Source organism: Aquimarina gracilis, assembly GCF_035285365.1.
GTDB lineage: Bacteria > Bacteroidota > Bacteroidia > Flavobacteriales > Flavobacteriaceae > Aquimarina > Aquimarina gracilis.
Genome location: NZ_JAYKLX010000008.1, coordinates 61,817 through 75,574 on the forward strand (window position 1 = coordinate 61,817; position 13,758 = coordinate 75,574).

Annotated in this window: 10 protein-coding genes; 6 read left to right on the forward strand and 4 right to left on the reverse strand. The window is 34.3% G+C overall.

Translation table 11 applies throughout. The annotated features are described in order from the left end of the window. Window positions 1-186: 186 nt before the first annotated feature. Window positions 187-1,875, reverse strand: coding sequence for an ABC transporter ATP-binding protein (locus U6A24_RS16990; protein ID WP_324181197.1), 1,689 nt, complete (start codon window positions 1,873-1,875; stop codon window positions 187-189). Window positions 1,876-1,978: 103 nt separating this feature from the next. Here U6A24_RS16990 and U6A24_RS16995 point away from each other — a divergent pair, with 103 nt between their 5' ends. The 6 genes from U6A24_RS16995 (at window position 1,979) to U6A24_RS17020 (ending at window position 11,447) form a co-directional block, all read left to right on the forward strand. Next, window positions 1,979-3,436, forward strand: coding sequence for a sensor histidine kinase (locus U6A24_RS16995; RefSeq protein ID WP_324181198.1), 1,458 nt, complete (start codon window positions 1,979-1,981; stop codon window positions 3,434-3,436). A 12-nt stretch (window positions 3,437-3,448) separates the two neighbouring features. Then, the gene (locus U6A24_RS17000) at window positions 3,449-4,228 is read left to right on the forward strand and encodes an enoyl-CoA hydratase/isomerase family protein (RefSeq protein WP_324181199.1); all 780 of its coding nucleotides are present in this window, start codon (window positions 3,449-3,451) and stop codon (window positions 4,226-4,228) included. A 145-nt stretch (window positions 4,229-4,373) separates the two neighbouring features. Further along, a complete protein-coding gene (locus tag U6A24_RS17005) occupies window positions 4,374-5,003 on the forward strand; it encodes a hypothetical protein (RefSeq protein ID WP_324181200.1) in 630 nt (209 codons plus the stop codon). A gap of 38 nt (window positions 5,004-5,041) precedes the next feature. Further along, complete coding sequence (locus U6A24_RS17010; protein ID WP_324181201.1) at window positions 5,042-7,828, forward strand: response regulator; 2,787 nt, start codon at window positions 5,042-5,044, stop codon at window positions 7,826-7,828. A 188-nt stretch (window positions 7,829-8,016) separates the two neighbouring features. Further along, entirely contained in the window at window positions 8,017-10,143 is a 2,127-nt protein-coding gene (locus tag U6A24_RS17015; protein ID WP_324181202.1) for a tail fiber domain-containing protein, read from the forward strand. A 158-nt stretch (window positions 10,144-10,301) separates the two neighbouring features. Beyond that, window positions 10,302-11,447, forward strand: a complete 1,146-nt coding sequence (locus U6A24_RS17020; protein ID WP_324181203.1) for a hypothetical protein — start codon at window positions 10,302-10,304, stop codon at window positions 11,445-11,447. Between the two features lie 151 nt (window positions 11,448-11,598). On the opposite strand, the gene nadD is transcribed toward U6A24_RS17020, so the two are convergent. The 3 genes from nadD to U6A24_RS17035 are packed head-to-tail and all read right to left on the reverse strand — an operon-like array spanning window position 11,599 to window position 13,648. Then, window positions 11,599-12,189 carry a nicotinate (nicotinamide) nucleotide adenylyltransferase gene (gene nadD / locus U6A24_RS17025; RefSeq protein WP_324181204.1) on the reverse strand — a complete coding sequence of 197 codons (591 nt, stop codon included), beginning with the start codon at window positions 12,187-12,189 and terminating at the stop codon, window positions 11,599-11,601. A 25-nt stretch (window positions 12,190-12,214) separates the two neighbouring features. After that, window positions 12,215-12,787: a guanylate kinase gene (gmk, locus tag U6A24_RS17030; protein ID WP_324181205.1), complete on the reverse strand. Its 573-nt coding sequence runs from the start codon at window positions 12,785-12,787 to the stop codon at window positions 12,215-12,217. Beyond that, window positions 12,788-13,648 carry a YicC/YloC family endoribonuclease gene (locus U6A24_RS17035; RefSeq protein ID WP_324181206.1) on the reverse strand — a complete coding sequence of 287 codons (861 nt, stop codon included), beginning with the start codon at window positions 13,646-13,648 and terminating at the stop codon, window positions 12,788-12,790. It lies immediately after the preceding gene. Between the last annotated feature and the right edge of the window lie 110 nt (window positions 13,649-13,758).

Genomic DNA, 13,758 nt, shown 5'->3' on the forward strand with positions numbered 1-13,758 from the left:
AAACCAACAATGGAATTGATTTCTAACTGTATGTATTTAGCTAAGAAAGTATTTTTGTTGATGTGATTTTTTGTTGTTAACAAATCGCGCAACCTTTGCCCCCAAGTCGCGATGAATTAAACCTGTTAGACTTATTGCTTAACAGGTTTTTTTTATGAATATGATTTTCTTTTTTGTAGATAGGGTTTATTTTCCTTTTGGGATAGCCGAAATTAATTTTTGTGTGTATTCTTTTTTGGGATTGGCATAAATAGTGTCGGCTTCACCATACTCTTCGATTTTACCTTCATTCATTACTAATAATTGATCCGACATATATTTTACAACCGCAAGGTCGTGAGATATGAAAATATAGGTGAATCCTAACTTTTCCTTTAATTCATTTAATAAATTTAATACCTGTGCTTGTACCGAGATATCCAGCGCACTTACCGATTCATCGCATATAATAAGTTTGGGTTGCAAGGCAATAGTTCTGGCAATACCAATACGTTGACGTTGACCACCACTAAACTCATGAGGATAGCGATCAAAATATCCTTCATTAAGACCAACACGGTCCAGCAATTCGATAGTTTTTGATCTTCTTTCGATATCATCGGTATACAAATCATGGGCTTGCATGGGTTCCATAATAGCCTTGCCTACGGTAAGTCTTGGATTTAATGAAGCAAACGGATCCTGAAAAATTAATTGAATTTCTTTTCTCAAATTACGCATATCGGTCAACGGCAATCGTGTAATATCTTTTCCTCGATAAAGTATCTGGCCGGCTGTAGCTTTATCGAGTTGTAAAATAGCGTTACCAAGGGTTGATTTACCGCAACCCGATTCGCCTACCAGCCCAAGAGTTTCTCCTTCATATAATTTGAAGCTTACCCCGTCTACGGCATTAAATTCTTTTTTTTCAAACAAACCTACTTTAGAGAAATACGTCTTTTCGACATTTATAACTTCCAGCAGAGGTGGTGAGCTGTATAATTTATCATGATGTTCTTTGCGCTGTTGTTTACTAATTACTTCTCGTTTACGTCCATGACCCTCAAGAAAATCGGCAATAGTAGGTAATTTTTTGTACCGAATATCCAAATCAGGTCTTGCATTTATCAAAGCCTTGGTATATTCTTGTCTGGGATGATGAAATATTTGATCTGTTGCACCAGACTCAACTATTTTGCCTTGATACATTACCAAAACATTATCTGCAATTTCAGATACCAGGGAAAGATCATGAGAAATAAATAACACACTCATTTCATATTCTAGTTGCAGGCTTTTTAAAAGTCCAATAATCTCCTTTTGCACTGTTACATCCAAAGCGGTTGTTGGCTCATCGGCAATCAAAAGTTTGGGTTTGCATGCAATACCCATGGCAATCATAATCCGTTGCTTTTGCCCACCGCTTAGTTGATGAGGATATGAAGAATAAGCTCTTACAGGATCCGGAAGTTTTACCTTTTCAAATAAGGTTAAAACTTCTTCTTTGGCTTCTCTTTTTGATAATGAAGTATGTTCTAAAAGAATTTCAACAACCTGTTTTCCGCATTTCATAGAAGGGTTCAAAGAACTCATAGGCTCCTGGAAAATCATAGCAATTTCGCTTCCGCGAATTGATCGATACTGTTTCTGGCCAAGATGAGCAATAGACGCATTGTTATACTTGATTTCGCCAGAAACTTTGGCCGTTTTGGTAGGTAATAAACCAAGAATAGCCAGTGAAGCAACAGATTTGCCGCTACCTGATTCTCCAACAATACCCAGAATTTCATTCTTTCCAACCTCAAAAGAAATATCGTGTAACACTCGATTTTCTTTTTTTTCAGATAAAAATGAAACACAAAGGTTTTCTACAGAAAGTAATGTTGTATCGTTCATAAAAATAAAGCTAGGTAAATTTAGGAAATTCGGGACGTTTCAAGATCGGTTTTTAGAACTATTTTGGTCTGATATTTGTTATATTTATGCCTCAAAGAATACTATGAAGCTATTAAAACTCTCTCTTCGTACCCGCATTTTTATTTCAATGACGTTATTAGTGCTTATAGCTTCGATATTAATTGGTGCCGTCTCGATTTATCAATATAAAGAAGAAGCCGAAGAATATCACCAGGAGCGGCTCGAAAGAAAAGAGAATCGAATTCAAATCGCTATCGATAATGCTCTTAAGAGCACGACATACCCGGTAAATGAAAAAAATCTAAAACTAATTTTCAAAGAGCGAGACAGAATCTATCAAATTTCTGAAGAACATACCTTGCCTATTAATGTTTATGCACTATCTGGAGAGCTTTTGATTAGATCTGAAGGTGTTTTTGTTAAAGACACCACCGACAAACAGCTTAATCCTCATATTCTTGATACGTTGGCCTCGCTGTATGATAAAAAATACCTGGTTAAATCAGAAAAAGATGGGGTAAAATTTTTATCATCATATACTTATATTTCAGATAGTCGGGCAAAGCCCTTAGGGATTTTAAATCTTCCTTATTTAGAAGATGACGATCTTATAACAAGAGAACTTATAGAATTTCTTCAGCGAGTTGGACAGGTATACATATTTATGTTTCTCATTGCTATTGTGTTGGCATATTTTTTATCAAAATATATTACCAGGTCGTTAAAAACTATTTCAGATACCATTGATCAAACAAGGCTGGATAAACGCAATAAACGAATCGATATAGGGGATGCAAGTGAAGAAATCTATAACTTGGTGAATGCATATAATAGTATGATTGATGAGCTTGAACAAAGTGCTGCTATGTTGGCAAAAAGTGAACGCGAAGCGGCTTGGCGCGAGATGGCCAAACAAGTGGCCCATGAGATTAAAAATCCACTTACACCTATGCGACTTACTGTACAAAGTTTTCAACGGAAATTTGACCCCGAAGACCCCAATATTCAACAAAAAGTACAAGAATATAGTGATACACTTATCCAGCAAATCGATACGATGAGTTCGATTGCCTCGGCGTTTTCAAATTTTGCGCAAATGCCTGCACAAAAAAATGAAACCCTGGATGTAGTAAAGATAGTCGGTCTCGCCTTGGATATTTTTAACGAAGATTACATTATTTTTCCTTCAGAAAAAGAAAAAATTATTGCCAAATTTGACCGAACACAGCTCATAAGAGTGGTTACCAACCTGGTAAAAAATGGAATACAGGCCATACCCGAAGATCGGGTGCCAAAGATAATAGTAGATGTTTTTTCAGAAAACGGAGAAGTGGTTATAACTGTTGCCGATAATGGCGTAGGAATTACTGCCGAGAACAAGAAGAAGATTTTTGAACCAAAATTTACCACAAAAACCAGTGGAATGGGATTAGGGCTCGGAATGGTAAAAAATATTGTTGAAACCTATGGAGGAAGTATTACCTTTACTTCCCAAGAAGAAAAAGGAACTGTTTTTAAAGTAAAATTCCCAAAAGAATAAAACATACAAAATATGTACACAAACATTATTACATCTCAAGATAAAGGGATTACCAGGATAACAATTAATCGCCCTTCAAAACTTAATGCGCTTAATAAAGAAACTATTCAAGAACTACATGCAGCATTACGAGTAGCAGACCTTGATGCCGATACCAGTGTAATTATTTTAACGGGTAGTGGTGAGAAAGCCTTTGTTGCTGGGGCAGATATTAGCGAGTTTGCCGATTTTTCGGTTACCGAAGGAGGGAAACTGGCTGCAAAAGGACAGGAGTTATTATTTGATTATGTTGCCCATCTATCAACACCAGTTATAGCAGCGGTAAACGGGTTTGCCCTGGGTGGTGGTCTTGAGTTGGCTATGGCAGCGCACTTTAGAGTGGCTAGCGATAATGCCAAAATGGGATTACCCGAGGTTTCACTGGGTGTTATACCAGGGTATGGGGGAACACAGCGCCTACCACAACTTGTTGGAAAAGGAAGAGCTATGGAAATGATTATGACTGCCGGAATGATTGATGCTAACCAAGCATTACAATATGGTTTGGTAAATCATGTAACCACATTAGAAGAGTTGCTTCCGCTAGCCGAAAAAATTGCTGGTAAAATCATGAGAAATTCATCGGTGGCCATTAGTGCTGCTATTAAATCGGTAAATGCCGGATATGAAGATGGTATAAATGGTTTTAAAACCGAAATTGAACAGTTTGGAAATTGTTTTGGTACCGAAGACTTTAAAGAAGGAACTTCGGCATTTTTGGAAAAGAGAAAGGCCGAATTTCCTGGAAAATAAATTATAAGTATACGATTGTATGTAGACCTCAAGGGTTTTAAAACTCTTGAGGTCTTCTATTTTTAATTTATAAGTGAAGCCTTACAATATATAATCAAGCAGAGTTTTTCGTATTTTTATAGTACTACTTTTAAATCCTTAACCCATGAAAGCGCTTTATAAAAACCCAATTGCAATTATTCTTGCCGTATTATCAATTGGTGGTTTTGTTTTTTTTGAAGAGCAATTGCCATCTATCGATCTTTCGAGTCTTGAACCAGGCAATGTGATCGCCATGCTGGGGTACATATCTGTTGTGATGTTGGTTGTAGAACAATGTATAGAGGTTTTTATAGACGACCCTAACCAGAAGGTGAAGAAACAGTGTAAAGACCGTATTGAAGAAATAGAAGAGCATATGGAAACCATTCCTGTTTCGGTAAGTCCAGCAATTGCAAATGAAGAATCTGAAGAGGTAGAAATTGAGGCAGATGAAGAAGTAGAAAAGATGATGAAAGAAAAGAAAGAGTTGGAAAATATTTTGATGGTTAGCGGTCAAAAAAGACATCGAAGAACGACTTTAATCGCTTTCATTATTGGGTTAGTACTTTCTTTTTCAGGAATACGACTCATATCGGGCATTATATTTAATGGTCCCCAAGAAACGTTATCCGAAATACAATTTACGATCATTCAATCTATAGACGTAATTCTCACCGCAGGAATTATTGCAGGCGGTAGTGGTCGTATGCATCGTCTTCTTAAAAGAGTGAAAGAGGCTCTGGGGCAGGTATAATCTCATAACGAATTTCGTATATTCAATACTTGCAACCAGTGAATTTTAAATGCTTAAAATTAAAAACACTAGCGGTTCGGGAATTAGTGGTAATTTCTTTCCTTTTTCTTTTTTTTGGAAAATCATTTTCTCAAGAAAAAATAAGGGTCAAACCAGATACAAATTACACCATTGAACTTGAACGATATTCTAAACCAATTACCAGAGATTCATTAACAATACAACAAGCAATATTCCTAAATTTTTCGAAAGAGCCGATAGACAATCCAATAGTTGGAAAAGACCACTGGGCAAGATTTCAAATAGAAGTAAATCAAATACAGGTAGAAAGTATAGATTTTGTTTTTTCGCAATCTGACGAACTAATTCTTTATATCCCACAAGTGGGAGGAGGTTATAAGCAATATCAAACGGGTTTGTTAATTTTTGAAAAACCTATAGTAGAATTCAATGATGCGAGTAAGATTCATGTCACAACAAAAAATATTGATTTTGACAAACATTTTTATGTAAAAAATACCCCCCTTTCTTTTTTTGGTTACAATGCTGTATACTCAGATTTTTTATTAACTGCATATCGTAGTTCGCCAACTTTCTATCAAGATGAGCAAAGAAAAGTTATACAAGACAATGAGAATTTTGAGTTTATTTTTGCCATGCTTATCGGGATGATCGTTATTTCATTTATTTTCATGATGATTCATTTTTTAATCATCAAAAAGGTTTACTTCTTATATTATAGCCTTTATATGTTTTGTCTTATATTCAATTATGGATACAGAACTTTTTTCTTCTATAATTTTTATGCAGAGGTAAAGCCAATTCTTTATTTCTATTTTAATCAAAATGGTCAACTATTGGCTCAGCTTTTCTATATGTTTTTTTATAGGTCTTTTATAGAAATAAAGCTGAATTATCCAAAACTGAATAAAGTAAATAATTGGACTATTGTCTGTTTTATTGGGGTTATTGTTTTTTATAATAGTATGATTATAATAAACCCATATTGGTCTGATCATTTATTATTTATGAGTAGTGCTATTTATTTAATTACACTAGTCAATTTTGGGTATTTGATCTATGCTTTTCTCAAAAAAAATACTATTGAAACAAGAATAATTACTATTGGTACCATTTGCCTTATTATCGGTTATATTGTGGCAATTAAATCCAATTTTTTTATTCTGGTACCAATTGTTGCAATCGAGGCGGCAATATTTATGAGTGTTCTTTCTTATTTAGATTTAAAGAAGTATAAAATAGTTCTTGAGTCTAAAAAAGAAAAAGAAATGAATGCTTTAAAATCTGAATTTTATACCAATATAACTCACGAATTTAGAACACCCCTTACCTTAATCTCGTTGCCAATTCAGGAAAAACTGGAAAGTCAATCTCTATCAGAAAAAGATCAAGCTGATTTTGAAATGATTCAACGCAATAATCAAAGATTATTGGGATTGGTAGATCAATTACTCCAAATTTCGAAAGCTGAATCTGGCTTGCAAAAGTTGCAAATACAAAAAGGTAATGTACTGAAGGTTATAAAGATTCTCGCTAACACTTTTTTTTATACGGCCAAGCAGAGCGGTATTAAATTTACGATTAACATTGATAAAACAGTAAAAGAAACCTGGTTTGATAAAGACATTGTAGAAAAAGTAACCATGAATTTATTGTCTAATGCCATGAAATATACTCCAGATAAAGGACAAATATCGTGCAATGCTACTGTGAAGAAGAAAGTATTATATCTGGAAGTAAAGAATACTGGACAAGGGCTTTCTATAGAGCAAGCTAAAAAAGTGTTTGATCGATTTTATCAAGTAGATGAGCATCAACCGGGATCTGGAATTGGCCTTTCATTGGTCAAAGAACTAGTAAAGTTACATAAAGGTAAAATAAGCGTAGAAAGCGAGCCTAATATATGGACCGTTTTTAAAGTGGAGCTTGCCGTTGGAAGAAATGATTTTAAAGCATCAGATATGGCAATCGATAACGATGTAATTACTTTTTCTACAACAATTGCGAATAAATCAATTGAAAAAAACCTTAAAACAGCCAATTATAGTGAATTACCAATCGTACTTATTGTAGAAGATAATGAAGATTTAAGGATGTTGTTAAATAAAACGTTTATAGATGAGTACAAAGTTTTTGAGGCAGAAAATGGAGAAAAGGGTATCAAACTTGCGCAGAAATACATTCCGGATTTAATTATTTCTGACGTAATGATGCCTATTAAAGATGGAATCGAGTTAACAAATGAACTTAAAAATGATGAACGAACCAGCCATATCCCAATAATTTTATTAACTGCAAAAGTAGGAGAAGAACATGAGTTAAAGGGAATACAAACTGGAGCAGACGATTATATTATTAAGCCTTTTAACAAGGCCATATTAACATATAAAGTAAACAATATTATTTCTGGACGCCAGAAAATAAGAGAACTTTATCAAAAAGAATCCGAAATACAACCTGGAATAATTGCAGTTAATAGTGTAGAAGAAAAATTCTGGAATAAAACAAAAGAAATTCTGAATACTCGATTAAAGGATTCATCATTTACTGCAAATGAATTCTGCAAAGAAATGAATATGTCAAGGATGACTTTACACAGAAAACTGAGAAGCCTCACTGGTTTGTCAACGACAGAGTTTATAAATAATGAACGATTAAAAATAGCAACCCACTTTTTAAAAAATTCTGACTTACATATCTCAGAAATTGCAACCGATGTAGGTTTTGATACCATATCATATTTCAACAAATGTTTTAAAGAAACTTATCAATGTACTCCGACAGAATATCGAGAAAAAGTGTAAGTTAAATTCTGCAAAAGATAAATACGGATTATAAATTTATTAATTACCCCTTATAAGCTAACAATTTTAGCTGTCTGTTACATATCTGTTAGCTTTTGTTACATTACAAGAAGTTGTTGAAAAGAGTCTTCTATACTTTAGAATTATCAAATCATCTTAAAGTGACTAGTAATTCTAAAAATAAAATCATGAAAAATCTTTACAAAGGATATGTTGTACTATTATTATTGATAATCGTATCTCCCGATGTAACAGCACAGCTTAATACAAACTTGGGACAAAATGCTGGTAATGCGGGTTTTTTTAATACCTCTATAGGAGGAGTCGCGGGTGACAAAGTTACCGGAAACGCCAATACATTTTTAGGTCATTGGTCAGGAACCAATGTTACTAATGGCCATGATAACACGCTTATGGGGTTTTATACAGGTTATAGGCTTACAACAGGTAGTAATAACATTTTTATAGGTAGTGAATCAGGCAGGAATGTGACCACAGTAAGTAATCTTACGTTCATAGGAACAAATGCAGGATTATCAAATACCAGTGGTAGCAGAAATACTTTTATTGGGTATGACAGCGGTCGTTTTAATACCACTGGAAGTTATAATACATTTGTAGGGCAACTCACCGGTTATAAAACTACGCAAGGAACTCATAATACTTTTAGTGGCAGCATTGCTGGATATTCAAATACTCTAGGAACTCAGAATACATTTAACGGTAGTTTTGCCGGGTATTCAAATACCACCGGAAATAATAACACTTTTAATGGAGCAAGTGCCGGTTATTCAAATACCTCGGGACATGACAATACCTTTTTGGGATATCAAGCTGGCCTTTTTAATACAACCGCCAATGATAATACGTTTATTGGAGAACAGGCTGGTTACAACAATACAACTGGAGACCTTAATACATTTAACGGTAGTAAAGCAGGGTATTCAAATACCACCGGATGGGGAAATGTATTTATTGGTAATATAGCTGGGTATTCAAACACAACCGGTAGTAGAAACATATTTATAGGTCAACGAGCAGGTCATGATAATACTACTGGGCTTAATAATACTTTTATTGGTTATGGAACCGGCCATAAAAATACGATAGGTAACAGAAATGTATTTTATGGCTTACAAGCCGGTTTTGAAAACACCTCAGGAAGTGATAATCATTTTGATGGATATGTAGCAGGTTACTCTAATACCCAAGGAAATTCTAATACGTTTACTGGTAGTGGTTCGGGATATTATAATACCGAAGGAAGTTCAAATACTTTTAATGGTGCAAATAGCGGATCACGAAATAGGGCCGGAAACTCAAATACTTTTATGGGTTATAGAACGGGTTATTTTAATGAAAGCGGTTCAAAAAATACTTTTATCGGTTTCGAGACTGGTTTACAGAGTCGTGAAGGATCAAATAATACATACATTGGTACTGCTGCAGGGTATAATAATAATGGTAATAATAATGTATTTATAGGAAACCAAGCAGGACTTGGTATCGGTAATGTAAATAATCGATTATACATTCAGGATGGAGATATTAATGCTACTCCATTAATTCTAGGTGATTTTAATACAGGAAACATTGCCCTGGGTAACACTACACTTGATAATACGTATCGTTTATTTATAAACGGAGAAGCTTTTGCCACAGGTCTGTGGTTAAGCTCTGATAAAAAGTTTAAAAAAGGCAGAAAAAAAATCAATAATGCCCTAGAAACCATTAATAGCATAGAAGGAGTAAGCTACCAGTTTAAAGATTCTGAAAAAATAAAAAGCTCGGGAATTCAATTGCCAAAAGGAAAGCAATATGGTGTAATAGCCCAGGAGTTAGAAGCAGTGTTGCCAGATTTGGTAAAAGAAAACAAAAACGGCTATAAAGCCGTAAACTATCAAGGACTCATTCCTGTATTGATTGAAGCACTTAAAGAGGTAAATGCAAACAACAAGGTCTTGGAAGAAAAAATCGAAAATCTCGAATCTATACTGGCCAATCAAGAGCAATCAGATGTGATTAAGGATGAATTGGAAGGATTAGGTAAGGTAGAAAAGATAAAACTTTATCAAAATACTCCTAATCCTTCCGATACATCTACTTCAATACGATATGATTTGCCAAAAGAAGTGTCGAGCGCCAGTATTTATGTTTTTGATATGCAGGGTTCACAAAAGAAAGTATTCAAAAATCTTCAAGGGAAACAACAAATTACCATTGCTTCTGGAGAATTACCATCTGGAATGTATATGTACAGTTTAATTGTAAACGGAAAAATTGTAGATACCAAAAAGATGTTATTAACCAATTAATGGTATTATTTCATAGAAATACTTGTAACCTTCAAATGTTACATACTTGTTATATAATCCTAGCGGTAAAGAAGAAACCTATTTAATTTAATAAAATCAAGTTCTTATATGTACAGAAATTGAAAAAGCACTATTTAGTAACTCTTAAAACTAAAATCATGAAGACGAACACTTTTAAAATTAAAAAAAATGTATTCTGTTTATTACTTTTTGCTTCCTTATTTTTATTCAATAGTTGTAGTACTGATATTGATGAAATAAGCACTGAAAAAAATGCTCTTGAAGAATCAGTTATTGATCACGCTGTAAAAGGTAAGTCATCAGGTTCACGGGGAAACGCCTGGGCGATTTATAATGGTTTGCCAGCCAACCCCGAAATGCAATTTCATCCTAGCGATCAGTATATTAATATCCAAAGGGAAAGCACAGGACTTTATAAAGTCACATTTCCTGGATTGAGTCATCTCAATAATGGAGTTATTCATGTTTCTGGCATTTTGGGAGATGACATTGCACAAGTTAGAAATTGGGGAAGACAGGGAAATGATTTAATAGCGTATGTTCTTACCTTTGATGGTGATACAGGTGTCCGTACGAATAATCAATTTTTTAACATTTTTCTTTACAAAAGAAATGAAAGTAACATTAGCAATGCGGCATATAATTTTGGTAACTCTGTCTCATACGACTACAATTCCAAAGATTTAAGGAACCAAATCACCAGATTGCAAACGGGAAAATATAGGGTTCGGTTTCCAGGAATGCAATCGGTTGACGGTAATAATGGCCATTTTCAGGTAACTGCTTATGGTATGGCTCCCAGGTATTATGAGATCGAAAGTGTAACCCAAAATAATAGCAGAGGCGTTGAAGCTATAGTGAGAATTTACGACATCAATGGTAATCTCGCTAATAGTGATTTTGTTGCGAGTTATACAGATAAGTATTTATTATATGATTTCAGACCAGGGGGGTACCTCCATTATAATGGTAATAATACACCTTTTAATCTTAAAACCGATTTTCCTTTTAACAGAGAAGTTACTGTCGAGAAACTTGGATCCGGAGACACAACATACTATTTAGTAACCATACCAAATTCTTATGCAAATTTTGCTAATATAAGACCAATGCCTATGGTAACATCTTATGGAAGTAGTAAAGAATTTGCTTATGTATCTTATTTCTTACAATACAATGGAAAATTGTGGATGACCATTAATTTTAGAAGTTTGGATGGATCTCCCTTGTCAGCTAACCCAAAGTTCAATTTATTTTATATGATAGGGGGCGAAAGACAATAAATTTCAAGATGTAAATAACGCAAAAACAATATTCTTTTTCAAAGAAAACTAAAATACCTCGTAGGTAAGCATCGGGGTATTTTTCGTTATTTACATATCATAATAAAATACTTTTTGATCACATAGAAAAGCTATTTCTGTTTTTATCTTGTTACCTATAAAAATTCATTTCATCAACATACTGCCATACTTCTTTTGGGAGTAGGGGTTGTATGTTTTTCCCTTCGGCAATTGATTTACGGATGAATGTTGAAGAAATTTCCATAATTGGTGCATCAACCCGATGTATTTTGGGATGATCTTTAAATTGATTTTCAACTACTCCTTCAGCAATTCTTGGGTATACATAAATATGATGGTTTTCTAGAATAACTTCATAATTTTTCCACTTATGAAACCCTTTCAAATTGTCTTCGCCCATGATAAGATTAAATTGATAATCTGGATACAATTCCTGTAAATGGGCTAGCGTAAGTACCGTGTAATTGGGTTGAGGTAACTTAAACTCTACATCGCTGGGTTTTAATTTAGGATACGATTCTGTAGCACGAAACACCATTTCATATCGGTGATGATTATCGAGTAAGGAACTTTTCTTTTTAAATGGATTATGAGGAGTAACTACCAACCATATTTCGTCAAGATCAGAGAACTCTGCCATGTGATTTGCAATAGCCAAATGACCAATATGAATTGGATTAAAGGTGCCAAAATACAATCCTATTTTTTTTGTTTCTGCCAAGACAGCCGTTTTTTAATTGTATTACTTAACCTAAAAGAAACTTTTTGACCAATTGGTATACCTCTTCTTTGGCTTTTTCGAGATCATCATTGGTTACAATAGCATCAAATTGTGGTGCCGTGGCCATTTCGGTAGAAGCTTTTGCAACACGCATGTTGATTTTATCTTCAGATTCGGTTTTACGTTTTTTTAAGCGAATTTTTAACTCTTCAATACTCGGAGGTTTAATGAAGATCGCCAATGTGCGATCGGGATAAATTCTTTTAATATCAAGACCTCCAACAACGTCAATATCAAAAATAACGTGTTTGCCGCTATCCCAAAGACGATGTATTTCAGATTTTAAAGTGCCATAAAAATTATCTCTATATACTTCTTCCCATTCTAAAAACTCATCGGCTTTGATCTTGTCTTTAAATTCTCGAAGCGATAAGAAATAATAATCCTTTCCGTGTATTTCTGCTCCACGAGGTTCACGAGATGCCGCAGATATAGAAAATCCCAGATTTAATTCTTCTTTGTGCAATAAGTGTTTAACTAACGTTGTTTTTCCACTACCCGATGGTGCCGAAAGTACAATAAGTTTCCCTTGGTTCATTTATAACACGTTTAGCAATTGTTCTTTAATTTTTTCGAGCTCATCTTTCATCTGTACTACCAATTGCTGCATTGGTGCATAGTTGGATTTACTACCAATGGTATTAATTTCTCTACCTATTTCCTGGGTGATAAATCCTAATTTTTTACCATTAGAATCAGGGGAATTAAGCGTTGATGAAAAATATTTCAAATGATTTGACAATCGAACTTTTTCTTCGGTGATGTCAAATTTTTCAAGATAATAGACGAGTTCTTGCTCAAAACGATTTTGGTCTACCTCTTCTTTAAGGTCTGAAACAGCTTTGTGTAAGCGTTCACGCACTCCTTCAATACGTTCGGGATCCATAGCGATTACTTTTTCTAGTAATTCGCCAATATTTTTGATACGCAACAGGAAATCTTGCTCCAAAGCTTTTCCTTCATCGGTTCTGTATGCCTCTATTTTCTTCAGTGCGTCCAAAAGAGCATTGTTGATTGCTTTAAACTCTTCTTCATCAATTTCCTCTCGAATCGTTTTTAGGGCATCAGGCATTCGAACGGCCATTTTTAACAATTCTGTACTGTCTCCAGTGTTATCAATGGTTTCTAGCTGTTTGATGTAGTCTTTAACAACGGCTTCATTAATTTTTGTAGAAGTCTCTTCGGCTGTGATTTCAACATATAATCCAAAATCTACCTTACCCCTTAGCAGGGATTTTGCAATGGTGTTACGCATTTGTAATTCTTTTTCGCGATACTGCGAAGGAATTCTGGCATTAAGATCCAGGTTTTTACTGTTAAGAGATTTTACCTCGATCGTAATTTTTTTTGTAGGTAGCTGAAGAATGGACTTTCCAAAGCCTGTCATCGATTTGATCATAGTAGTATGCTAAAAAGTTGCACGAAGATACGGAAAAGCTTCTAATAAGGATTTATAACTAAAAAATTAGTTGTAACTAATTTTTTAGTTATATTTACCTCCAGTTTTAA